General features: G+C 30.7%; 22 protein-coding genes. 6 read left to right on the forward strand and 16 right to left on the reverse strand.

Translation table 11 applies throughout. The annotated features are described in order from the left end of the window. Nucleotides 1-29 precede the first annotated feature (29 nt). Nucleotides 30-1,967: a PLP-dependent aminotransferase family protein gene (locus L0U77_RS04365; RefSeq protein WP_233900795.1), complete on the forward strand. Its 1,938-nt coding sequence runs from the start codon at nucleotides 30-32 to the stop codon at nucleotides 1,965-1,967. 136 nt (nucleotides 1,968-2,103) lie between these two features. Here the strand turns inward: L0U77_RS04365 and L0U77_RS04370 are convergent, their stop codons facing one another. Next, nucleotides 2,104-2,919, reverse strand: coding sequence for a DUF1338 domain-containing protein (locus L0U77_RS04370; protein ID WP_233900087.1), 816 nt, complete (start codon nucleotides 2,917-2,919; stop codon nucleotides 2,104-2,106). Between the two features lie 166 nt (nucleotides 2,920-3,085). On the opposite strand from L0U77_RS04370, the gene L0U77_RS04375 reads away from it, so the two are divergent. Beyond that, on the forward strand, nucleotides 3,086-3,544 hold the full coding sequence (locus L0U77_RS04375) for an Lrp/AsnC family transcriptional regulator (RefSeq protein WP_233883574.1): 459 nt from the start codon (nucleotides 3,086-3,088) through the stop codon (nucleotides 3,542-3,544). A gap of 18 nt (nucleotides 3,545-3,562) precedes the next feature. Then, the gene (locus L0U77_RS04380) at nucleotides 3,563-6,496 is read left to right on the forward strand and encodes an FAD-binding and (Fe-S)-binding domain-containing protein (RefSeq protein ID WP_233897381.1); all 2,934 of its coding nucleotides are present in this window, start codon (nucleotides 3,563-3,565) and stop codon (nucleotides 6,494-6,496) included. A gap of 104 nt (nucleotides 6,497-6,600) precedes the next feature. On the opposite strand, the gene L0U77_RS04385 is transcribed toward L0U77_RS04380, so the two are convergent. The 4 genes from L0U77_RS04385 to L0U77_RS04400 form a co-directional block, all read right to left on the reverse strand. Then, nucleotides 6,601-7,464, reverse strand: a complete 864-nt coding sequence (locus L0U77_RS04385; RefSeq protein WP_233883578.1) for an OmpA/MotB family protein — start codon at nucleotides 7,462-7,464, stop codon at nucleotides 6,601-6,603. Nucleotides 7,465-7,533: 69 nt separating this feature from the next. Continuing rightward, nucleotides 7,534-8,463: a citrulline utilization hydrolase CtlX gene (ctlX, locus tag L0U77_RS04390; RefSeq protein WP_233897380.1), complete on the reverse strand. Its 930-nt coding sequence runs from the start codon at nucleotides 8,461-8,463 to the stop codon at nucleotides 7,534-7,536. 41 nt (nucleotides 8,464-8,504) lie between these two features. Next, complete coding sequence (locus L0U77_RS04395) at nucleotides 8,505-9,545, reverse strand: flavin-containing monooxygenase (RefSeq protein ID WP_233900796.1); 1,041 nt, start codon at nucleotides 9,543-9,545, stop codon at nucleotides 8,505-8,507. 217 nt (nucleotides 9,546-9,762) lie between these two features. Further along, a complete protein-coding gene (locus L0U77_RS04400; RefSeq protein WP_193706360.1) occupies nucleotides 9,763-10,557 on the reverse strand; it encodes a S1/P1 nuclease in 795 nt (264 codons plus the stop codon). Between the two features lie 265 nt (nucleotides 10,558-10,822). Between L0U77_RS04400 and L0U77_RS04405 the strand changes: the two genes are divergently transcribed. Together L0U77_RS04405 and L0U77_RS04410 are read left to right on the forward strand one after the other, a co-directional pair. Next, a complete protein-coding gene (locus L0U77_RS04405) occupies nucleotides 10,823-12,130 on the forward strand; it encodes a DUF819 family protein (protein ID WP_233897379.1) in 1,308 nt (435 codons plus the stop codon). Nucleotides 12,131-12,171: 41 nt separating this feature from the next. Next, complete coding sequence (locus tag L0U77_RS04410; protein ID WP_101916689.1) at nucleotides 12,172-12,870, forward strand: DUF4369 domain-containing protein; 699 nt, start codon at nucleotides 12,172-12,174, stop codon at nucleotides 12,868-12,870. Between the two features lie 95 nt (nucleotides 12,871-12,965). Here the strand turns inward: L0U77_RS04410 and L0U77_RS04415 are convergent, their stop codons facing one another. The 8 genes from L0U77_RS04415 to ccoS all read right to left on the reverse strand — a co-directional run bounded on the left by L0U77_RS04415 (nucleotide 12,966) and on the right by ccoS (nucleotide 20,327). Continuing rightward, nucleotides 12,966-13,805 (reverse strand): universal stress protein, encoded by an 840-nt coding sequence (locus L0U77_RS04415; protein ID WP_317170474.1) that lies wholly within the window; start codon nucleotides 13,803-13,805, stop codon nucleotides 12,966-12,968. A gap of 80 nt (nucleotides 13,806-13,885) precedes the next feature. Further along, nucleotides 13,886-14,584 carry a sulfite exporter TauE/SafE family protein gene (locus tag L0U77_RS04420; RefSeq protein ID WP_233897378.1) on the reverse strand — a complete coding sequence of 233 codons (699 nt, stop codon included), beginning with the start codon at nucleotides 14,582-14,584 and terminating at the stop codon, nucleotides 13,886-13,888. Continuing rightward, nucleotides 14,584-15,030, reverse strand: a complete 447-nt coding sequence (locus L0U77_RS04425; RefSeq protein WP_193699733.1) for a FixH family protein — start codon at nucleotides 15,028-15,030, stop codon at nucleotides 14,584-14,586. Before L0U77_RS04425 ends, L0U77_RS04420 begins: the two co-directional genes overlap by 1 nt. A gap of 118 nt (nucleotides 15,031-15,148) precedes the next feature. Next, a complete protein-coding gene (gene ccoG, locus L0U77_RS04430; protein ID WP_193706358.1) occupies nucleotides 15,149-16,570 on the reverse strand; it encodes a cytochrome c oxidase accessory protein CcoG in 1,422 nt (473 codons plus the stop codon). 51 nt (nucleotides 16,571-16,621) lie between these two features. Next, nucleotides 16,622-17,743, reverse strand: a complete 1,122-nt coding sequence (locus L0U77_RS04435) for a cbb3-type cytochrome c oxidase N-terminal domain-containing protein (RefSeq protein WP_233861369.1) — start codon at nucleotides 17,741-17,743, stop codon at nucleotides 16,622-16,624. An 11-nt stretch (nucleotides 17,744-17,754) separates the two neighbouring features. Next, complete coding sequence (locus L0U77_RS04440) at nucleotides 17,755-17,922, reverse strand: CcoQ/FixQ family Cbb3-type cytochrome c oxidase assembly chaperone (protein ID WP_233883595.1); 168 nt, start codon at nucleotides 17,920-17,922, stop codon at nucleotides 17,755-17,757. 8 nt (nucleotides 17,923-17,930) lie between these two features. Next, entirely contained in the window at nucleotides 17,931-20,129 is a 2,199-nt protein-coding gene (gene ccoN, locus L0U77_RS04445; RefSeq protein WP_233883597.1) for a cytochrome-c oxidase, cbb3-type subunit I, read from the reverse strand. Between the two features lie 30 nt (nucleotides 20,130-20,159). Further along, a complete protein-coding gene (gene ccoS / locus L0U77_RS04450) occupies nucleotides 20,160-20,327 on the reverse strand; it encodes a cbb3-type cytochrome oxidase assembly protein CcoS (RefSeq protein WP_101916694.1) in 168 nt (55 codons plus the stop codon). A 337-nt stretch (nucleotides 20,328-20,664) separates the two neighbouring features. Between ccoS and L0U77_RS04455 the strand changes: the two genes are divergently transcribed. Then, the gene (locus L0U77_RS04455; protein WP_101916695.1) at nucleotides 20,665-20,865 is read left to right on the forward strand and encodes a hypothetical protein; all 201 of its coding nucleotides are present in this window, start codon (nucleotides 20,665-20,667) and stop codon (nucleotides 20,863-20,865) included. A 3-nt stretch (nucleotides 20,866-20,868) separates the two neighbouring features. On the opposite strand, the gene L0U77_RS04460 is transcribed toward L0U77_RS04455, so the two are convergent. From L0U77_RS04460 to L0U77_RS04470, 3 genes are all read right to left on the reverse strand, one after another. Then, nucleotides 20,869-21,291 (reverse strand): hypothetical protein, encoded by a 423-nt coding sequence (locus L0U77_RS04460; protein ID WP_101916696.1) that lies wholly within the window; start codon nucleotides 21,289-21,291, stop codon nucleotides 20,869-20,871. 355 nt (nucleotides 21,292-21,646) lie between these two features. Continuing rightward, nucleotides 21,647-23,008, reverse strand: coding sequence for an oxygen-independent coproporphyrinogen III oxidase (hemN, locus tag L0U77_RS04465; RefSeq protein ID WP_233897377.1), 1,362 nt, complete (start codon nucleotides 23,006-23,008; stop codon nucleotides 21,647-21,649). 50 nt (nucleotides 23,009-23,058) lie between these two features. Further along, nucleotides 23,059-23,391 carry an AraC family ligand binding domain-containing protein gene (locus L0U77_RS04470; RefSeq protein WP_233897376.1) on the reverse strand — a complete coding sequence of 111 codons (333 nt, stop codon included), beginning with the start codon at nucleotides 23,389-23,391 and terminating at the stop codon, nucleotides 23,059-23,061. Nucleotides 23,392-23,412: the final 21 nt, after the last annotated feature.

A 23,412-nucleotide genomic window follows, 5' to 3' on the forward strand; every position in this document is an offset into this window, starting at 1 on the left:
ATCTTGTACCCTTATAAAAGGCAATAATTATGCAACAGAATCAACACACAAACATAGCAAACTATATCAACGAAGTTTTAAAAAACATGCCCGAAGATTGGCTGAAATTAACAACACATCGATTAGATATTTATAATGAAAAATTAGCGAAAACACAATTTTTAGAACAGTTTCAAAACTTATACATCAATAATAATTCAGACAATAAAGCACTATATCAACTGCCGACAGCTTACGATTATATTCGTTTAGGACATCCGCTTTCTTGTATTTTAGAATGGAGTATCGCTACAGAAAAACAATTAAAATCAGAAAATATAATTAGTTTTTCGTCTAAAACAATGCCTGTTTTAGCTATCCTAAGAAAAAATTTACTCGAAAATAAAAATACCAAAATTTTTTATATCGAAAAGTTACCAAGTAATTTTGATGCTGAAATATTAAAAAATACCTACGGATATCAATTTGAATTACAAAAAATAAGTCAAAAAGAACTTGCTGATTTCTCTAATATTTATAAACCTGAAACCTTTGAAGGTAGCACTATTTTAATCGCTGAAAAAGAAAATATTTGTGATTTTCAACTACTGCCAACTATTGATTTTTGTGTCAATACAAACAACAAATTAGGAAGTATTATCATTATAAATAATAAAATTGAAAATGATAAAATTGATACCAAAATAAAAGAAAATAATCAAGAAGAAATCAATAAGTATATTGCTGCTATTCAACACGTAAGACGAAGAGAGTCAATCGCAATGACTCCTGAAAACTCGCTTATCGCATTGCAAAAATTTACAGCAAAAGAAAATAATCAAGAAATAAAAAAAGACGTAAAAAAAGACATAAAAGAAGCAAAAAAAATAGTTTTAGAAACCATTTCAAAAATTACAACATCAAGCACAAAACCCTTAGTTGCCTCTAGCGGATTATCAATGCAATACGCCATTATGATGGGACTTATTGATGATGCACAACAAAATCATCCATCAAAAAAGATTAAATTTATTGTGCCTCCAAATTGTTATGGCGGTACCAACGACCAAGCCAGACGTGTCGCAGATTCTATTGAAAATGTCGCTGTTGTCGATTTATTAGTCGATGGTGATAATGAAATGGTACAAAGTTTAGACCGTATTTTAGCCGAAATCGCTGAACAAGATGCAATTCCGTATATCATTGCCGAAATTCCTACAAACCCAAGAGTTGAAGTACCAAATCTTCAAGATTTAAACAAGGTTTTAAGTACAAAACGTAGCACAAAAACAGGCGAAATGGCAATTGCTCCTGTTTTTATTTTAGATCAAACTTTTTGCCCAAACGTACACTTTTTAGGCGAAAATGATATTCTTTCAAACGTTAACGTAATTTCGTATGTAAGTGGTTCTAAATTTCCTAGTGGAGGAAAATGTACCGCTGGATATTGTGTCGGAAATGCAAAAACGCACGCGTTAATCGAAAAAATTGACACACATTTAACCATTTCTGATAACCAAGCAACGGATTATCAATATGAAATATTAGCAAAACAATTGCCTTCGATGAATCAACGAATCGAAGATGCTTATAAAAATACCCGTGAATTTGTTACCTTTATCAGTGAAAAATTACCAACAGCTAACATAAATTTTGTTTCTGAAGAATTAGCTTCTCAAAGTTTTATGCCCTCTGTTTTTTCTTTAGATTTACCAACAAAAGGAAATACGCATCAAGAAAAAGAAAGCTATAAAAGAGCCTTAAATTTAAAATTAATCAATTTAATGATTACTAAAATTCCGCAAGAAAGTAAATTTTGCGTAAGTTATGGGCAATTAAATGGCTGTTATTGGACAATTCCCGCAACATCAACCCAAGGAACAACCAAAGAAGGCGACAAGGATTATATTGTACGAGTTTCACTTTCTCCTACTATGGATGTAGAATTGCACAAAAAAGTGTTTTCAGAATTTGTTGAAATGCTATAAAAATTAATTCTCTATTTTTTGATTATTAAATAGAAAACCTTGCATCAAATTTTATATCAAAAATAAGTTGAAAAATATAAAATAATGATGCAAGGTTTTTTTATGCTCTTAAAAAATTGTTATTTGTAAATAAATATTACAATTTCATATCGGTACTTTCGAAAATTTTATCAGCTGAACCTGCTATAAAACCAGAATATAATTTGCCATTTTCCATCGCATGACGGAACGCAAATTCATAATAACAAGACGTAATTTCTTTAGTAACTTCGGTTTTATTTTGTTTAAAAACTACAGGAATTCTATCCGCCAAAATACTTGATTGCTCTAAAAATACCGCTGGAGTTCCTTTAATTTCGCCACCAGAAGTGTTCATTTTAAAGCCATTATCTTTTAAAAACTCGTTCACTTCTTGTAACGATTTAAAAGTAGCTAATTTATTTACATCTACCGTAAAATGATTTGAGCAAAATCCGTTTACATATAACCATGCCGCATATTCTGTTTCTGCTTGTAATTTTTCGTAAACCTCCAAAGAAGGCTGCTCCCACAAACGACCTTTAAAAACTAATTCGGCAGGGTTTAAATCTTCTTCAGATAATCCATCGATTAAACGTTTAACCGTTGCTTGTAATTCCGAAGAAAACTCTTTTGTTTTTAATTGACTAATAAATACACGTGGCGCATTTTTATCTGTTGCATGCTCGTAATGTTTTGCATATAATTTTTTAGCTTCAAAAATATAATCACCACATTCTTGGTAACCAGCTTCTAAAAATGGCGTTGCTAATACTTCAATATTAACACGTTCATCATCAAAAGTTCGAATAGCGATATGATCATTATATACCGTATTTCCTTTTTCTGTTAATAAATTTTTAATTTTTTGTGCAGAAGGAGTACGTTCTGTATACTCTTTCCATAATTTGTCGAATATTTGTGCTGTTGTCATAATTATGTAATTTTTACTTCAAAAATAAATCATATTACTTAAAAAGAAGAATTAAAATAGTTAATTTTACCACTTATTATATACTTTTATATTGAATTACACGATTATTAAAATAAAAATAATCAAAATAACATTACCTTAACTAAAATCATCTAAAAAATAGAAAATGAATAATCAATTTGATTATATTGATACACAAATACTTTTAAAACTACGTTCCGATGCTCGAAAAGCATATTCGCAAATAGCCGAAGAATTAAAAGTTTCTAATTCATTAATTCATCAACGGATAAAAAAACTAACTTCGGAAGGCGTTATAAAAAATGCTGAATTTGTTTTAGATGAAAAAATGTTAGGTTACAAAACAAAATCATACACAGGTATCCGTTTACGAGAAGCTCGTTTTGCAAAAGACGTTATGAAAGAATTAGAAAAAATTCCCGAAATTACCGAATGTAACTTTGTTTCAGGAAATTACGCTATTTTTATTTTAATTTATGCAAGAGATAATGAACATTTACAAAAGGTTTTATACGATAATGTACATTTAATAAATGGTGTAGCAGGTACTGATACTTTTATTTGTTTTGATACTTGTTTTAAAAGAAATATTCCAATTGAATAAAATTGAATACTTGAAAAGATGACAGCGACAATAAAAAAAACACTATTATTAAATTTAGATAAAAGCTTACAAGGTCAATTATTTTTTGATGATTTACACAAAACCTTATACGCTACGGATGCTTCTGTATATCGAAAAATTCCGTTGGCAGTTGCCTATCCGAAAGATGCAGAAGATATAAAATTATTGATTTCTTTTGCTACGGAACATAAAATTACTTTAATTCCTAGAACTGCGGGAACTTCCTTAGCAGGGCAATGTGTTGGTGATGGAATTGTGGTCGATGTTTCGAAACATTTTACCAATATTTTAGCTTTTGATGAAAAAAATAAAACAATTACCGTACAACCTGGAATTATTCGTGATGATTTAAATCGGTTTTTAAAACCCTACGGATTATTTTTTGGCCCGAATACTTCCACTTCTAATCGCTGTATGATTGGTGGAATGGTTGGAAATAATTCATCAGGAAGTACTTCAATTCGCTACGGAGTTACTCGTGATAAAGTAATTGCTATCCAAGGGATTTTATCTGATGGAAGCGATGTTATTTTTTCAGAAATTACTTCGCAAGAGTTTCATCAGAAAAAAATAGCGAATACTTTAGAAGGAGCTATTTATAAAACTATTTACAATGAACTTTCTCAAGAAGCAATTCAAAAAGAAATTATAAATGAATTTCCAAAGCCAGAAATCCACAGAAGAAATACAGGATATGCTGTTGATGAATTTTTAAAATCGGATTTATTTGGAGGAAATGAAACCACTATAAATCCTGCTAAATTTTTATCAGGAAGTGAAGGAACGTTGGTTTTTTCCACAGAAATCACCATACAATTAAACGACTTACCTCCTACTTTTAGTATTATGGTTTGTCCGCATTTTACAAGTATCAACCAAAGTTTAAAAGCTACGGTTACCGCCATGAAACACAAATTGTATGCCTGTGAATTAATGGACAAAGTTATTTTAGATTGTACTAAAAACAACCGAGAACAAGCTAAAAATAGGTTCTTTTTACAAGGAGATCCTGAAGCAGTTTTAATGTTAGAAGTTTCTTCGGATACTTTAGAAGATGCCGAAATTCAAGCTGATAAATTAATTTCAGACTTAAAATACAATAATTTTGGACATCATTATCCGAAAGTTTATGGCGATGATATAGCAAAAGTACATCACTTACGAAAAGCAGGTTTAGGTTTATTAGGAAATATTGTTGGCGATATGAAAGCTGTTGCTTGTATTGAAGATACAGCCGTTGCTTTAGAGGATTTGCCAGAATATATTGAAGAGTTTACTCAAATTATGGATAAATATCAGCAAGATGCCGTTTATTATGCGCATGCTGGTGCTGGAGAATTACATTTACGCCCTATTTTAAATCTGAAGAAAAAAGAAGATGTTGTTTTATTCCGAAAAATAACCACAGAAACTGCCGAACTAGTAAAAAAATATAAAGGCTCTTTTAGTGGAGAACATGGTGATGGAATTGTTCGTGCCGAATTTATTCCTTTAATGATTGGCGATAAAAATTATCAATTATTAAGAAGGATAAAAAAAGCGTTTGACCCAAATAATGTTTTTAATCAAGGAAAAATTACAGACGCTTTTCCGATGGATAAAAATTTACGATATGAAATTGACAGAAAAGAACCTGTTATAAAAACATTGCAAGATTTTTCTGAAAGCGAAGGAATTTTAAAATTAGCTGAAAAATGTAATGGCTCGGGAGATTGTAGAAAATCGCCAGAAGCAGGCGGAACTTTATGCCCAAGTTACAGAGCAACCAGAAATGAAAAAGAAACAACGCGTGCAAGAGCAAATATGTTGCGAGAAGTTTTAACAAATAATACGGCTGAAAATAAATTTGATTCTAAAGAATTAAAGCAAGTTTTAGATTTATGTTTAAGTTGTAAAGCTTGCGCTACAGAATGCCCAAGTAATGTAGATATTGCTTCGATGAAAGCCGAATTTTTATATCAATATCAAGAAACAAACGGTTATTCTTTTAGGAGTACTTTGTTTGCCAACAATGCAAAATATAATAAACTAGGAAGTAAAATCCCTGCTCTAACCAATTTTTTAACCAACACTTTATTAGCTAAAAAAATAATGGGTGTTGCTACTCAGCGAACCGTTCCGAAGTTAGCAAAACAAACCGTAAATGCTTGGCTTAAAAATAGAAATACAGCCTCAATAAATAAAAATAAATCAGGCGAAAAACCTCAAAAAACAATCTATTTATTTAACGATGAATTCACTAATTTTTATGATGCTGAAATTGGTAAAGACACTGTTATTTTATTAGAAAAATTAGGCTACGAAGTTAAAAATATTCTACATGAAGAAAGTGGAAGAAGTCATATTTCTAAAGGGTTTTTAAACCAAGCAAAAACGCTGGCTAATAAAAATGTAGCTATTTTTAAAGATTTAATATCTGAAGAAACTCCATTAATAGGAATAGAACCTTCGGCAATTTTAACGTTTAGAGATGAGTATATTCGTTTAGCTGATGATAAATTATCTGCTAAAAAAATAGCTAAAAATGTGTTTACTTTTGAAGAATTTTTAGCATCTGAACATAAAAAAGAAAATATAGATACAGCATTATTTACAACAAATACTAAAACACTAAAAATTCATGGACATTGTCATCAAAAAGCATTGTCATCAACTCATGCTAGTTTTTCAATTTTAAATATTCCTGAAAACTATAAAGTTACTATTATGAACACTGGTTGTTGTGGAATGGCTGGTTCTTTTGGGTATGAAAAAGAACATTACAAAGTAAGTATGCAAGTTGGGGAAGATACGTTATTTCCGAAGATTAGAAATTGTTCAAAAGATACCGAAATTGTAGCTGCGGGTACAAGTTGCCGTCATCAAATTTTTGACGGTACAAAACGAATAGCAAAACACCCTGTTACTATTTTAAAAGAAGCTTTGATTTAATTTTAAATTAAAAATAACAAAATAGGAAAATCTAAAAATAACAAAAGCTTTCGATTTATAATCGAAAGCTTTTGTCTAGAATACGTTATCTGTATTTTAAGGTGTTATGGCTGAATTACTTCTTCTTCAGCTAATAAACCAAAAAACTTATCTAAGTTAGGTAAAATAACAATTTTTGTTCTTCTATTTCTAGCTCTGTTTGCACTTGTTTTATTATCTACTAGCGGTAAAGATGAACCTCTACCTGCTGCTATTAATCTGCTTGGATTAATACCATATTTATTTTCTAAAATACGTACTATAGAAGTAGCTCTTTTTACACTTAAATCCCAGTTATCTTTAATTACTTCGTTATGGATTCCTCTTGAATCGGTGTGTCCTTCAATCATAACATCCATACTTGGCTCCGATTTAATAATATCTGCTAATTTTTTAAGCGTACTATAAGCCTTACTATTTACATTATAACTTGCTGTTTTAAACAACATTTTATCTGAAATAGAAATCATCACAACTGTTTTGTCAATATTTACATTAACATCATCAGAATTTTCTAATTGTGCAACATTTATCGATTTATTTAACTGATACGCAACTGCTAAATTCATCGAATCTTTTAATGTTTTTGCATTTGCTAGTTTGGTTGCGTCAACATTCGCTAAAGTTTTACGCATTTTTACTTTCATCGCATTAGACATTACAGTTCCTTCCACCATATCTAATTTTACATCATTTTTTTGTTTTAGATCAGAATTAATTCCTTTTAATGAATTGATTTTAGTGTTATAACGATCTACTCTTTGCTCAATTTTAGCAAATTTAACTTCTAACTGTTGTTTTTCAAAAGCTGTTTTCTGGAGTGCTCCCTGAGTTGCTTTATAGTTTTTTTCTAATTGAACATACTTTTTTTTAGAGACACAAGATGTTCCCATTATAACGACTGCTACTAAAATGAAAATTTTTTTCATTACTTTTATATTTATTGGTTAGATACTAATAAACTTAACTTTTGATGGTTTAGTATAACAAATATTACTTTATTTTAAAAACACCTCAGCCATCATACAACGGGCGCTTCCTCCGCCGCAGGTTTCAATAGTTTCTAGTGATGAATGAATAATTTTGGTATGTTTATTTATCTCTTGTAATTGATTATTTGTCAAAGAATTATAAGCAGATGAACTCATAATTAAAAAGCGTTCTTCATTTTTCCCTTTTACTTGTAGCATATTTCCTGCAAATTGCACTACTTGTTCTTCCGTTATTCCAATTACCTGTTTTCCGCTCGATTTTAAGTGTTTTACAACCGATTTTTTTTCTTTTTTATCATCAATAGACGCTAAACAAAGAATGGCAAAAGTTTCAGCAACGCACATCATTACGTTGGTATGATAAATCGCTGCAACTTCTCCGTTTACAGTTTGATTTGCTGTAAAAATTACGGGCGTATATTCAAAATCTTCACAAAATTCAATAAATAATTCTTCGTCAGCTCTTGGCGATAAAGCACAATATGCTTTTCTATTAGCACGATCTAAAACCATACTTCCCGTACCTTCTAAAAAAATTCCTTCTTTTTCGGCATCAGAATAATCAACAATACTATTTATTTTAAACCCTTTTTCTTCTAAAAGATCCAATATATCTTCTCGTTTTTCTAAACGTCTATTTTCGGCAAACATCGGATACATTGCGACATCGCCATTTTCATGAAAAGAGATCCAATTGTTAGGAAATAATGCGTCAGGAGTATCTGTTGTTTTAGTATCTTCAACAACAATAACCTCAACACCAACAGCTTTTAATTTGAGTACAAAAGCATCAAATTCTTGTTGTGCTTTTGCGTTAATTGTGGCAGGTAACATATTTTTTAATTCTTGCTGATAAAAATTATTTACAGCGGTTTGCTCGTTCATTCTAAAACTCGCAGGGCGAATCATTAAAATAGTATTGGTCGTTTGTTGCATGCGCTTAAAAGTATTAAATTTAAAATGTACTTGTATAAAATTTATTTATTTCTGATGATATCGGCTAAATAATTAGCATCTTTTGATACGCCTCCTAAAGTTGCAGAACCACGCGTAAACATCCACGGTAATCCTATAAAATATAAGCCATCAATAGTACTTACGCCTCTATAATTTTTAGGATAACCATCTTTATCTAATTCTAGGCTTTCAATCCATGAAAAATTAGGGCGATATCCTGTTGCCCAAACAATATTTTTGATACTAGAAATCGTTTCTTTTTCAAAAGTAATATCAGTATTTGATGCTGTTTTTGTTCGTCCTACGGCAATTACATTTTTTCTTGAAAGTATTTCTTTCACATTCGTTCCAATAACAGGTTGTATTGATGAATTTATTTTTTTACCAATCCAGCTATATTTGCTGTAACTTAAAAACCCGATAAGTGTAAACCACCACCAAAGTGTTTTTCCTAGAAATTGTTGTGGCAATGATTTTACGTTGGTATTTCCTGAAAAATAAACGGTTCTTGTTCCACCTTTAGAAATTTCATCTAAAATTTGATAGCCAGAATCTCCTGCTCCAACAACTAACGCATCTCCTTTTTGCAACTGATTTTTACTTTTATAAAAGTTACTATGCATTTGCAAAACGCTTTCAGAAATTTTGGTATGACAAGGCGGTGTATATGGAATATGGAAAGGTCCTGTGGCAACGATTACATTTTCGGTTTGAATTTCGCCATCTTTATAGATTACGCAAAAACCTGTTTCATTTTTTTTCACCGATGTTACTAAGGTATCTAATTGTATCGGGATTTTAAATTCAGTAACATACTTTTTGAAATAATTACTAACCTCAATTTTCGTTGGATAATGTCCTTTTGGAGCGTCAAATTTTAAACCTGGTAAATGATTATATTCTGTTGGTGTAAATAATTTTAAGGAATCCCATCTGTTTAACCAAGAAGCGCCAATTTCTTTTTCTCCATCTAAAACGATAAATTTTTTATCTAGTTTTTTTAAATGATACGCCATTGATAATCCAGCTTGAGCACCTCCAATTATTACATAATCCAACATTGATTTTCTTATTTATAGTTTATCTTCCAAAGATAGGAAAAATAAGAGGCATCAATTTCCGACATTTAAAACAGATTATCAATATTTCGGCTATTATTTTATAGTATTATTATTTTTTACTGATATTTTAAAGTAAACTCATAAATATAGGCGTAATTTTAACTAAAAACAAGAAAAATAACAAGGGGGTTTTAATCCCTTGCTTTTACGTTTAATTTTAGCTAAAAATTTCGTTTAATAATTTTGCTAAACGCAATCCGCCTTTTTGTAATTGTTCTCTAACGACAGGAAAATAATCATACGAATAACGATAGCTTAATTTATCGCCTTTTTCTGCTGATGCATATATTTTTTTGGTCAATGTATGCGTATCTTTCATCCAATCGATTACATTTCCTTTTTGAAGATTTTTAATTTGATTTTTTGATAAATCTTTGGCGTTATTGGCTAATTCCATGTAGCTCATATCCCATTTATTGATTAAATCTTCATCCCAAACTCGGTGTAAATTAGATCCTTTTCCATGCCATTGTACTTGTATTGCATTTCCTCCTTTATCTTCTTTTTGTCCAATGTGCATTGGTTGATGTAAATCGCCAACTAAATGGACTAACATTTTCAAATAAAAACGTTTATCTTCGATTGAACTTTCTTTTGATTGTAAGATTTCAATACATTCTTTAATTCCAGTAATTAAATCGCCTTTCGGATTTTTTTTCACTTCATTATAGTTTCCATCTAAGGGCATATTTACGTAATGCCATGCGTAAAATTTCCCATATTTTTTTCTATCTGATTTTATTTCATCGCCAAAAGTAGCTACGAATGCTAGACTTTCGCCTTGCAATAGTTTATCAATTTGTCGTTTTGCTTTTTTGGTTAAATTATTTTGAGCAATTTCTCCTGTAGCTCTGTGTCCTGTTGGTCCCCAGAAATCTTCTCCAAAATGTTCATTGTTTGCAATTGCCGATACACTTATTAAAAAAGCAGAAAACAATACTAATATTTTCATAAATAAATTACGTTTAAATTTTCGCAAAAATATACATTTATTTCTTCGGATATTTTGATTTATTGTTATTTGAACTTTATTATTTCTTTAGAGTCTATTTTATCATTTCTTTTTTGATAAAAAAAAGGATGCTATTTTTTCATCAAACTTAGTCTTAAAAATCAGGAAATAAAATCAGAAATAAGACTCAAAAATAAAAGCTAGTAATAAAACTTCGGTTTTTTTATGCTATAATTTTGATACTTTAGCAGAAAATTAGATATTAATGACAGCACCAACAATTACAAACGATGCCATTGTTTTCGGAATTTTAATGATTTCTTTAGGCTTTGTATTTTATACGGAATCAAAAACTACGGGTTTTTGGCATAAATTTTATAAAATAGTTCCAGGATTATTCATGGCATATTTTATACCTGCACTTTTCACCACTTTTGGCGTTATTTCTCCCGAATGGGAAACAATAAATTCGGTAGGAGAATTAGTGAAAGGAAAATCGCAATTATATTATGTAGCGAGTCGATTTTTATTACCCGCCGCATTGGTTTTAATGACCATAAGTATCGATTTGAAAGCCATATTTAACTTAGGCTCAAAAGCCTTAATTATGTTTTTTACAGGAACTGTCGGAATTATTATCGGAGGACCAATTGCTATTTTATTAATTTCGATATTTTCACCAGACACCGTTGGCGGTGCTGGTTTTGATGCCGTTTGGCGAGGACTCTCAACCCTTGCGGGAAGTTGGATTGGCGGAGGTGCAAATCAAACAGCAATGTTAGAGATTTATCAATATAATCCTCAAAAATACGGCGGAATGGTATTTGTTGATATTGTGGTTGCCAATATTTGGATGGCTATTTTATTAATCGGAATTGGTAAAAAAGATAAAATAAATAAGTGGTTAAAAGCCGATACTACTGCTATCGAAGAGTTAAAAGAAACGATGTCGAGTTTTGCAAAAGGCGTAGAAAGAAATCCTAGTTTAACTGATTTTATGTTGATGTTAGCTATCGGGTTTGGTACGGTTGGTTTTGGACATTTTGCATCAGGATATTTAAGTGCTTTTTTTAGCGATGTAGTTTCAAGTATTGAATCACAAAGTTGGCGTAATATTTTTTCATTTTTAGGCTCAAGTTTCTTTTGGTTGATTAGTATTTCTACAATTATCGCCATTGGATTATCGTTTACAAAAGCCAAGAATTATGAAGGTGCGGGTGCGAGTAAACTCGGAAGTATTTTCATTTATATTTTAGTGGCGACTATCGGAATGAAAATGGATTTAACCATGATTTTTGATAATATTGGTTTAATTGCCATCGGTATTGTTTGGATGAGCATTCACGCAGGATTGTTAATATTTGTAGCAAAATTAATAAAAGCACCGTATTTCTTTTTAGCCGTTGGAAGCCAAGCAAATGTTGGTGGTGCCGCCTCTGCCCCGATTATTGCACAAGCTTTTCACCCGTCATTAGCGTCTGTGGGCGTTTTATTGGCAGTCTTCGGATATGCCATCGGAACAGTCGGAGCGATAATCTGTACAATTTTAATGGAATTATCGGCTACTTTATAAGAGAATTTCAGCATATTTGCAACTCAAAAATTATACTCATTATGAAAAAAATTATCGCACTTTTAGCGTTTTCTATACTGGCTTTTGCTTGTTCTTCTAAAAAAGAAGGAAACATGATTGTAAAAGGTCAAATTAAAGGATTGAAAAAAGGAACGTTATATCTTCAGAAAATGAAAGATACCAACTTAATTTCTGTCGATTCAATGGCTTTATTAGGAAATGATACCTTTATTTTATCTGATAATGTGAGCTCTCCTGTTATGTATTATTTAACTTTTGATGGAAATACCAAAGACAAACATCTTATGTTTTTTGGTGAACAAGGAGAAATCACGATTAACGATAACTTAGAGGAATTTGGTTTTAATCCAGAGATAAAAGGCTCTAAAAATCAAGATATACTTCAAGAATTTCGACAAATCGATAACAAATTTAAAGACCAACGTTTAGATTTTATCAAAAGAGATTTTGAAGCACGTCAGGCAAAAAACGATACACTTGTAAAAAAATTAGAAACCGATTATAAAAAAATGATGCGTCGTCGTTTTTTATTTTCAACAAACTTTGCCATCGCTCATGCCGATAACGAAGTCGCTCCTTATATCGCTTTATCAGAATTATTTGATGCTAATTTAGTCTTATTAGATACCATTAATAATAGCCTTTCAGACAATGTTAAAAGTTCTGATTATGGAAAACGTTTACAGAAATTTATCACCGAAATTAAAGCTAAAAAGTAATTTCAAATTAAAATTTTAAATACTAAAAACTCGATACCAATTATGATATCGAGTTTTTTTAGTACTTCAATTTATAAAATTAGTAGAATTATAAATTATTCGATTTTAAAAGAAATAATCGGTAATTTACTATGATTTGCAATATCTTCAGAAATACTTCCTTCAAAGAAATGAGAAATTCCTTTGCGTCCATGCGTTGCCACGGCGATAATATCGGCATTACTTTTATCAGCATAATACAACACGCCACTCTCTACGGTGTATTCCGAAATAATTTTTACATTTTTCAGATTTGAAGCATCTTCTCCTGCTTTTTCAAAGAAATCTAGCATACTTTGTTCAATCTGTTGACTACTTTTAAAACTAATTGTTGGCGTACTTACATATAATAATTCTAATTCACAATCTAGTTTTTCAAAGAAGTTTTTAGCTTTCAAATACGAGGCTACATCATCAGTTGAAAATTCACAAGCAAATACCGCTTTTTGTAATTGTGAAGTAATTGGCGCGTCTTTTACCACTAAAACAGGCGTCGTTGCATATCGGATTACCTTTTCGGTATTCGAACCGATAAACATCTCTTCAATACCGCTTGTCCCTTTAGAACCGATAACAATTAAATCGACCTCTTCACGCTTTGCCAAGGCATCTAATTCTGTGAAAATTTTAAAATGTTTAATAATTGGTGTTACTTTAATGCCTGATAAATAGTCTTTTTCTAAAAATTCGTTAAACTTTTTTTTCGCCAATTCTAATAGAAAAACCGATTCTAATTGCGTAAAATTTGCCGATTGATTCATCATCGCATGTGAGAGTTCTAACATATGAACTACGATAATTTCTGAATTATTTTTTTTAGCTAAAGAAGCGGCTGTTTTTAGCGCATTTTCTGAATATACTGAAAAATCAACAGGAACAATTATTTTTTTCATCATGATATTTATTTAGGTTTTAGTACTCACTAAAGTTACTAAATATTATTGACAAAAAACCTGATTTACAGCATCTAATTACCTTAATAACACCCTTGCACTGGAGTCGCTAAATTGCTAACTGGCACTGGTGAAACATACGGAATCCCTAAACCTAAACCACGTAAAATAAATAGAATCCCTATAAAAACAACTACGTAAGGAATCGCTTGCTGAATTCTTTTTCGGATTAAGCCGTTGGCAAAATTTCCAACATATACGATAATCGTCATTAAAGGAACTGTTCCTAATCCGAAGATAAACATATACAAACTTCCTGAAAAAGGATTTGAAGTTGCTATTGCACCTAAAACAGCCATGTAAACTAATCCACAAGGTAAAAATCCGTTTAAAAAACCGATCGTGAAAAAAGTATCATTGCCTTTCTTTTTTAATTCTTTTCCTAATGATGACTTCACTTTCATTACCAATTTAGTAATCGGTTTTGAAAAATTATACTTTTGAAATGTCTTTGGCAATAAAACCATCGAAATCATTAAAACACCCGTTATTATTGATAATTGTTGCTGAAATCCAAAGAAATAAAATCCTTTTCCTAACAAGCCAAACAACAATCCAATTAAACTATAGGTGAATAATCGCCCAAAATGATAACTTAAAATCTGAAAGAATTGTTTAATTTTATTGCTTCTATCAACAGGCAACATAAAGGCAATAGGACCGCACATTCCAATGCAGTGAAAACTACCTAATAAACCAAATATGAGCGCAGAAAGAAACATTAATAAATCAACTCTTTCTCAAATAAATATGGCGTATTTTTGTAATTCCAGGAAACAATAATGTTCCATCGACCACCTAACAAACGTTTCTCAGGCACGAGCAAATATGTATCAGAAATTGAAATAGGGGTTTCAAAATCTAATTGTTTATTAGATGGTCTATATAGGAACACTTTTCCTGTAATCTCTTTAGGATTAAATGCTGTTGGAAAATAGACTTTTAATCCTTCTGGCACTTTTTTTACTTGAATATTTTCTGTTAATGCTTTCGCATTTTTGGTAGCATCAATATTATCTTGAAACACCAATTCTTTTTGATAGTATTCTTCGGATACCAAATCATGAGTATAATTCTGACCCGTACTCATCGATATAACGAAATATAGTATAAAACTCATAAACGCTATAATTGCAATGACAATTCCTGTACCCCAGTTTAGTTTCATGTTACTTATTTTTAGGTAATATTATATATAACGTGAAGTAATCTATTTTAACCAACAGATTACTTCACGTTATTTTATATGCTATTTAACTTAATATTTTTTGTTTTTTTCTTGTTTTTTAGCGGTAACTTCTTGGTCCTAAGAAATTAGTTTGTGTAGTTTCAATTAATTTATCGCCACTATAAACGCCAATTCTAAGGTTTACTTTTTCATCTTCCATTTCAGATTGATGCATTTCAATAAATAGCGTTCCTTGTGCTAATCCTTGTTTTGGAACTTGGAAATTTTGATGTGTTACTGTTTCAATTTTTCCTTTATGAGAAAGTATTTTATAACTTATATCATCAATTTGTTTGGTCGTTTTATTAATTACTTTATAAGTATAAATGTTGCTAATAATATTACCTTTTTTATGCTGATACAACTGCCCTGGTAATCGTAGAATAGTTGCTTCTACATCATTTCTTAAAAATAACATTCCTATTAAAACAGCAATTAAAATACCTAAAACAGCCGTATAACCTTTCATTCTGGCAGTAAACTCAAAAGGTGTTTTCTTTTCAATATTTTCTTCACTAGCAAAACGAATTAATCCTTTTGGTAGCCCTACTTTTTCCATCATGTGATCGCACTCATCAATACAAGCGGTGCAATTCACACACTCTAATTGTGTTCCGTTTCTAATATCAATCCCCGTAGGGCAAACGTTTACACATTGAAAACAATCAATACAATCTCCTTTTCCTGTGGTGGCTCTATCTTCTTTTTTACTGAATTTTCCACGTCCTTTCTCACCCTCTCCACGTACGTGATCATAGGCAACATTAATTGTTTTGTTATCTAATAAAACTCCTTGTAACCTTCCATAAGGACATGCAATAATACATACTTGTTCTCTAAACCATGCAAAGATAAAGTAGAAAACTCCTGTAAAAATCAACAATGAAATTAAGGTACTTACATTGTCTAGCGGATTACCTGTTACATAGTCAATAACGGTATCACCTCCGATTAAATATGCCAAAAATACATTGGCGATTAAAAAAGAAATGATAAAAAAGATAAACCATTTTAACAGTCGTTTCTTAATTTTCTCAGCATTCCAAGGTTGTTTTTCAAGTCGAATTTGTTTTCCTCTATCACCATCGATCCAATATTCTATCTTTCTAAAAACCATTTCTAAGAAGATGGTTTGCGGACAAATCCATCCGCAGAAAATCCGCCCAAAAACAACGGTAAATAAAATAATAAATACCACACCGACAATCATCGAAATCACTAATAAATGAAAATCTTGTGGCCAAAAAGGAAATCCGAAAATATTAAATTTTCGTTTGATGACATTGAATAATAAAAACTGATTGCCATTAATTTTGATAAATGGTGCTGCTAATAAAATTGTCAATAAAAAATAACTTACGTACGACCTATATTTATAAAATCGTCCGCTTGGCTTTTTAGGATACACCCAAGCACGCTTACCTTCCTTATTGATGGTACCTATACTATCTCTAAATTGTTCGTCCTTGGGTGTTTCCATGATCAACTATTAAAAAAAATCAATTATACTTATTATTTGTTATTATTTAGATTATTCTACAACAGTTTCTACTGTTGCTTCCACTACTGGTTTAGAATCATCTTTATATAATTCTCCTTGAGGTGCTTTTGGATTTGCTGGCGTAGTACCGTGTAAAGACACAATATAACTTGCTACTTTTTGCATATCGATAGGTTTTAAGGTTTTATTCCAAGCAACCATTCCTTTTCCATCTCTACCTCCATTAGAAATAGTTGAGAAAATATTTTTAATTCCACCACCTAAAATCCAGTAATTATCAGTTAAGTTAGGACCGATACCTCCACCACCATCAGCAATATGACAGGCAGCACAGTTTAAATTAAAAACTGCTTTTCCTCTTTTTAAATCACTTTCTGATGTTAAAACAGTAACAGTTTCAGCATCAATAACAGCTTCTTTTGAGGTTGATTTATAAGCTGCTAATTCTCTTTTTGCAATAGCTACAGATTCTTCATATTCCATTACTTGCGTGTATCCATCTAAAACTTCAAATCGAACTAAATAAACTACTGCAAAAATTATAGTTGCATAAAATAACCCAACCCACCACGGCGGTAATGTATTGTCTAATTCTTTAATTCCATCATAATTATGGTCAAGAATAATTTCTTGTTCTTTTTCAAGTCCTTTGGCTTTTGTCCATTTTGATATTATTTGCTTTGCCCAAGCTAAATTATCGATATCTTCTGGATTAATTCCTGCTTTAATCATGGCTATTTCTTCCACTTTTTGAACACCAGTAATTGTAAGTACTTCTTTGGCTAAAAGCACTAATCCGAAGGCAATTAATCCTAACCAAACTAATGGATTTTCTAAAATATCATACGGATTTTTGTATGAAGTAATTGCTTTGGCTAATGCAAAAGGTGTTAAAAAAGTAAACAAAAATGATATTGCCGATTGAACTCTTGTATAGTTCTTTGGCATTGCATCATTTGCTTTATTTACAACGGTGTTCGATAATACTTCTTTTAGAAATACCACTAATCCAAAACCTATTGTAATATACCAAACTATCGGATTTTCTAAAAAGTTAAACGGTTCTTTATATGCCTTAAATGCCGCTGCTAAAATAAATGGCATTGAAAAAACAAAAAGAAAAGATACTATTGATTGTATATATTTTTTCATAATAATTTGTTTTAATCATTTAAAGGTAAGTCGCTTACCTTACTTATATATTCTTTTTTAGCTGTAAATACCCACCAAAATAATACCACGAAAAAGGTAAAGAATATTGTTAATGAAATCAAAGGGTATATTTCGATACCTGCAATGCTCTCCATATGATTTTTCACGAATTTTAACATCTGTGTTTTTATTTAGAACTTAATTGTTTTTGAACATCTTTTACTTTAATATCGGTACCTAAGCGTTGTAAATAAGCAATTAAAGCGACAATTTCTCTATCTTTCATTTCGATAAATTCTTGTCCGTTTTCTTCAGCATATTTTTTATCCGAAGCATAGTTTTTAGCAAAATCAGGATCTTGGTGTAAGTTCTCTTGAATTTTAGCTCCTTGTGCATCCATACTTGCTTGTGCGTTTGCAATTTCCTCTTCAGAATAAGGAACCCCTAAAGTTACCATTACCCTCATTTTTGCTTGCGTATCACTTTTATCTAATCGATCTCTAACAATCCATTTATATGATGGCATGATAGAACCTGGTGACGTACTTTGCGGATCGTACATGTGATTTAAATGCCAGCTATCAGAATATTTACTTCCGATTCTATGTAAATCTGGTCCTGTACGTTTAGAACCCCATAAGAACGGGTGATCATATACAAATTCTCCAGCTTTAGAGTATTCTCCATATCGCTCTACTTCCGACCTGAATGGACGTACCATTTGAGAGTGACATCCTACACATCCTTCACGAATATAAAGGTCTCGACCTTCTAATTCTAATGGTGAATATGGTTTAACACTTGCTATTGTTGGTATATTCGATTTCACTAATAAAGTTGGTACAATTTGAACAATACCTCCAATTAAAATGGCAATCGTTGCAAAAATTGTTAATTTAATTGGTTTTCTTTCTAACCAAGTATGCCATGCTTCTCCTTTTGTTCTATGTTTAGATACTTTGGTTAACGGAACTGCTTCTGCTAAATCATCCGTAACATCACTTCCTGAGCGTATCGTTTGCACCATGTTGTAAATCATCACAAATGCTCCAATAATAAACATACTTCCTCCAATAGCACGCATCCAATACATTGGAATTATTTCTGCTACTGTTTCTAAAAAGTTACCATACGCTAATGTTCCATCAGGATTAAATTGTTTCCACATTGATGCCTGTACAAAACCTGCAACATACATCGGTAATGTATACATAATAATTCCTAAAGTTCCTATCCAGAAATGGAAGTTTGCTAAAGCGGTAGAATATAATTTTGTTTTGAATAATCTTGGTACCATCCAGTAAATCATCCCGAAGGTAAAGAAACCATTCCAAGCTAATGCTCCTACGTGAACGTGTGCAATAATCCAGTCACTAAAGTGTGCAATAGCATTTACATTTTTTAAAGATAACATTGGTCCTTCAAAAGTTGCCATACCGTAACCCGTAATTGCAACTACGAAGAATTTTAAAACAGGATCAGTACGTACTTTATCCCAAGCACCACGAAGTGTTAATAATCCGTTTATCATTCCACCCCAAGATGGCGCTAATAACATAATTGAAAAGGCAACTCCTAAATTTTGAGCCCATGTTGGTAAAGCCGTATATAATAAATGGTGAGGTCCTGCCCAGATATAAATAAATATTAATGACCAAAAGTGAACAATTGATAATCGATAAGAATATACAGGTCTGTTTGCTGCTTTAGGAACAAAATAATACATCAATCCTAAAAATGGCGTTGTTAAGAAAAATGCTACCGCATTATGTCCGTACCACCATTGCACCAAGGCATCTTGTACCCCTGCGTATACTGAATATGATTTGAAAAAACTTACAGGTAATGCTAAACTATTAAAGATATGTAAAACAGCTACCGTTACAAAAGTTCCTAAATAAAACCAAATAGCAACATATAAATGACGCTGTCTTCTTTGAAGAATCGTCCAAATCATGTTAACTCCAAAGGCTACCCAAACAATTGCAATAGCAATATCGATAGGCCATTCTAATTCGGCATATTCTTTAGAACTACTATATCCTAAAGGTAATGTTATCGCGGCGGCGACAATAATTGCCTGCCATCCCCAAAAATTAAGATTACTTAAAAAATTACTCGCCATACGTGCCTTGAGCAATCGCTGTAACGAATAATAGACTCCTGCATAAATAGCGTTTCCTACAAATGCAAAAATTACCGCATTGGTATGTAATGGTCTTAAACGTCCAAAACTTAACCACGAAATTCCGTCTGTTACATTTGGGAATAAAAACATAAATGCTAATAATAAACCTACCGAGAAACCTACAATTCCCCAAAATAGTGTAGCATAAATGAATTTTTTTACGATTTTATTATCGTAATAAAATTGTTGCATTTCCATAATCTAATTTAATTTAATATCTATTGTTAGTTATTGATTTTCTGTTTCTTCTTTCACTAATTCGTCATCAAAAAGGATACGAACAGAGGGTGTATACGAATCATCGTATTGGCCGCTTTTTACCGAAACAATAAATGCAATAAAAAAAATTAGTGCCACTAAAATACTTAGTGTTAGTAATAAGTAAATAACGCTCATATCTTGCCTGATAATTGTTACACAAAGATAATTGTGAAGATTTTCTTAAAACATGATATTTATCATATAATATACCAAGCAAAGAGTATTAATTTACAATCGAAATTTTGCTAGCCTACTACTAAAGAAATAAAACACTAATTTACAAGTATATAACCATATTTTTAAATAAAAAAAGGTGTTTTTTATATCAATTTATTGCATAAATAATGCAATAAAATTATTTTATAAATGAAAAAAAAAGCTAGAAAAAATAAAAAAGAATTGAACCTATTAACCACCTCTTTTCTTCAAAAATATTTCTTGAATTTCATTATTACAAAAGAAATATAATCTGATGAAAAAAGTAGTTACTATTTTAAAAGAATTCTTCATTTTGATACTATTTAAACAAAAAAGAAGAAAGAAAAAAGAAGAAAAAACAACTAAAGTCGTTGAAAATAAACTAAAAATAGAACAAGAAAAAACAATATTAATTAAAAATATGGTTGCTAAAAAAATAAAAGAATTAGATTTTAAAGAGAAATTAAAGAGCTAAATTTTATTTAATAGCCTCTTTCTTTTCTGCTAATAAAGATTCATATTCTCTAATTTTATCATATAATTTCTGAAGTTCTCTTTGTTGCTCAAAATTAGAAAATAAACCTGCGATAGCATCTATTTTAGGTTCTCTTCTGAAGGCCTCGATATGCACTAAAATATAATCTAATATTACCTCATTTTTTGTATTCTGTAAGCTAATAGGCTTTGTATTTAAAAGCATTTCTCCTTTACCTGTAATAAGCCAATTAAAATTTAAATCAGGGAAATTATCGGAAATTAATACGAGCCATTTTGAATTAATTTCAGTTCCTTTCTTTAAAGCATTTCGTAATGTGCCATCGCTAGCACCTATTATTTTTTCTAACTTACTAACCGCTACATCTTTATATGTTATAAATGCTTTTATTCTAGTTGCTACCATAATTATTCGTAAAAAAATACGTTAATTGTTTTATTGAACGGAAAAAAATACGATATTTGCCGTATCAGAACTACAAATGTACAACTAATAATTTTTAATTAACAGACAAATATTGTTCATATACTAAAGTAACCTTTGTTTATTTGTATAAAATTATGAATTAAATAAAAATTATAGGTATTTGTTAATGAAAGTAATAAAAAAATAATTATTGTTGAAAGAATTAGTTTATCTATTATGGTTATTGTGAAGGGTGCTATAAAAAGAAACTATGAATTTCTACTTTTTCAAACCAAGGCTTATTATTAAGCCTTGGTTTTAGTTTTTATAGAATTAATTATATTGATATAATACTTTAAATTGTCATCGAAAACAATTTTGTTTCGGGCTTGTTATTATGCAAACGCTTATCAAACGCCATACAGATATTTCGAACATAGGGTCTTGCTTTTTCAGGAACTGTTAAAGTGTTTCCATCGATAAAAACCAAACTATCAGCGACCATTTCTTGTAATTTTTCTAAAAGGATTTCGATACCTTTAACCTTTAAATTTTCAGCATCCCACGAAGTGGTAAAATGACACATAATATTTAAAATATGCTTTCGGATAACTAAATCTTCTTCGGATAAAATATGTCCTCTAAAAACAGGAATTTCTCCTTCATTCACTATTTTTTGATATTCTTTTACCGTTTTTACATTTTGTGCAAATCCATACCAAGAATCAGAAATTGATGACATTCCTAAACCAACCATTAATTGTGTTTTATTGGCGGTATACCCCATAAAATTACGATGCAATGTTTTTTCCTGAGTTGCTTTATATAAACTATCCGATTTTAAAGCAAAATGATCCATTCCTATTTCAACATAACCCATTTCAGCAAATAACTCCTTCCCTATTTCGTATAATTCACGTTTTTCTTCATTTTTAGGTAAATCTTCCTCCTTAAAACCTCGTTGCCCAACACCTTTTACCCAAGGAACATGTGCATAACTATAAAACGAAATTCTATCAGGTTGTAATTCTTTGGTTTTATTAATGGTATGAATTACGTTTTCTTTAGTTTGAAATGGCAATCCAAAAATTAAATCGTGACTGATTGATGTATATCCAATTTCACGTGCCCAACGCGTTGCTTTTTCGACATTTTCAAAAGGCTGTACTCTATGAATTGCTTCTTGTACTTTTAAATTATAATCTTGCACACCGTAACTTACTCGTGTAAAACCAACATCAAACAAGGTTTGTAATTGTGCTTTTGTGGTATTATTTGGATGTCCTTCAAAACTAAATTCGTGCTTCGGATGTTTTTTAGCTTTGATAAATAAACCATCAATTAACTTTTTTAAATTTTCTTTTGAAAAAAAAGTAGGTGTTCCGCCACCTAAATGAATTTCCTTGATAATTGGCGTTTCATCGACTAAATTCGTATATAAATTCCATTCTTTTAAAACGGTATCCATATAATCTTCTTCTACTTCATGTCTTTTTGTAATATGTTTATGACAGGCACAGAATGTACAAATACTTTCACAAAAAGGTAAATGAATATACACACTAATTCCTTCGGATGAATTACTTTCTATAAACGATTTCTTAAAAGTTTCAATCCATTTATCTTTAGAAAAAGTTTCATTTTCCCAATAAGGAACTGTCGGATAACTCGTATATCTTGGACCTGGAATGTTGTATTTTTGTATCAGTAAATTCATGTGTTTTTTTGAAATATATAATCAGTCTAATTTTTTATTATGATAAAAAATTATACGTTTTCAACTCTTTTTACCGTATCCGATTTAGATAACGATAATCGTACAATACTTTCATCCAAAGCTGTTAAATTATGAACTACCTGAGGTTTTAACGAAATTAAATCGCCTGTATTTAATTGTTTTATTTCGTTATCAACACCAAAATTAATAGCTCCTTTTATCACCTGAACAATTATTGCAAAAGGTGCTTGATGGTCTTCCATAACTTGTCCTTTTTTAAAGACAACACGTATTTCTTTTGAAAAATCAGTATCTAATAATAATGATACGGCTGGTTTATGTTCATTAAATTTAATATCTTCTAAAAATGAGGCTACTTTCATAATTATTTTATTTAAAATTAT

Origin of the sequence: Tenacibaculum piscium (assembly GCF_021390715.1) — a bacterium.
Classification (GTDB): Bacteria; Bacteroidota; Bacteroidia; order Flavobacteriales; family Flavobacteriaceae; genus Polaribacter; species Polaribacter piscius.

Coding starts and splice junctions, on each gene's coding strand:
- L0U77_RS04405 (WP_233897379.1), top strand. CDS start 10,823: ATGACAGCACCAACAATTACAAACGATGCCATTGTTTTCGGAATTTTA.
- L0U77_RS04365 (WP_233900795.1), top strand. CDS start 30: ATGCAACAGAATCAACACACAAACATAGCAAACTATATCAACGAAGTT.
- hemN (WP_233897377.1), bottom strand. CDS start 23,008: ATGAATTTACTGATACAAAAATACAACATTCCAGGTCCAAGATATACG.
- L0U77_RS04470 (WP_233897376.1), bottom strand. CDS start 23,391: ATGAAAGTAGCCTCATTTTTAGAAGATATTAAATTTAATGAACATAAA.
- L0U77_RS04440 (WP_233883595.1), bottom strand. CDS start 17,922: ATGTTAAAATTCGTGAAAAATCATATGGAGAGCATTGCAGGTATCGAA.
- L0U77_RS04415 (WP_317170474.1), bottom strand. CDS start 13,805: ATGATGAAAAAAATAATTGTTCCTGTTGATTTTTCAGTATATTCAGAA.
- L0U77_RS04395 (WP_233900796.1), bottom strand. CDS start 9,545: ATGTTGGATTATGTAATAATTGGAGGTGCTCAAGCTGGATTATCAATG.
- ccoN (WP_233883597.1), bottom strand. CDS start 20,129: ATGGAAATGCAACAATTTTATTACGATAATAAAATCGTAAAAAAATTC.
- L0U77_RS04375 (WP_233883574.1), top strand. CDS start 3,086: ATGAATAATCAATTTGATTATATTGATACACAAATACTTTTAAAACTA.
- L0U77_RS04380 (WP_233897381.1), top strand. CDS start 3,563: ATGACAGCGACAATAAAAAAAACACTATTATTAAATTTAGATAAAAGC.
- L0U77_RS04460 (WP_101916696.1), bottom strand. CDS start 21,291: ATGGTAGCAACTAGAATAAAAGCATTTATAACATATAAAGATGTAGCG.
- L0U77_RS04370 (WP_233900087.1), bottom strand. CDS start 2,919: ATGACAACAGCACAAATATTCGACAAATTATGGAAAGAGTATACAGAA.
- ccoS (WP_101916694.1), bottom strand. CDS start 20,327: ATGAGCGTTATTTACTTATTACTAACACTAAGTATTTTAGTGGCACTA.
- L0U77_RS04425 (WP_193699733.1), bottom strand. CDS start 15,030: ATGAAACTAAACTGGGGTACAGGAATTGTCATTGCAATTATAGCGTTT.
- L0U77_RS04435 (WP_233861369.1), bottom strand. CDS start 17,743: ATGAAAAAATATATACAATCAATAGTATCTTTTCTTTTTGTTTTTTCA.
- L0U77_RS04420 (WP_233897378.1), bottom strand. CDS start 14,584: ATGTTTCTTTCTGCGCTCATATTTGGTTTATTAGGTAGTTTTCACTGC.
- L0U77_RS04410 (WP_101916689.1), top strand. CDS start 12,172: ATGAAAAAAATTATCGCACTTTTAGCGTTTTCTATACTGGCTTTTGCT.
- ctlX (WP_233897380.1), bottom strand. CDS start 8,463: ATGCAACAAACGACCAATACTATTTTAATGATTCGCCCTGCGAGTTTT.
- L0U77_RS04400 (WP_193706360.1), bottom strand. CDS start 10,557: ATGAAAATATTAGTATTGTTTTCTGCTTTTTTAATAAGTGTATCGGCA.
- L0U77_RS04385 (WP_233883578.1), bottom strand. CDS start 7,464: ATGAAAAAAATTTTCATTTTAGTAGCAGTCGTTATAATGGGAACATCT.
- L0U77_RS04455 (WP_101916695.1), top strand. CDS start 20,665: ATGAAAAAAGTAGTTACTATTTTAAAAGAATTCTTCATTTTGATACTA.
- ccoG (WP_193706358.1), bottom strand. CDS start 16,570: ATGGAAACACCCAAGGACGAACAATTTAGAGATAGTATAGGTACCATC.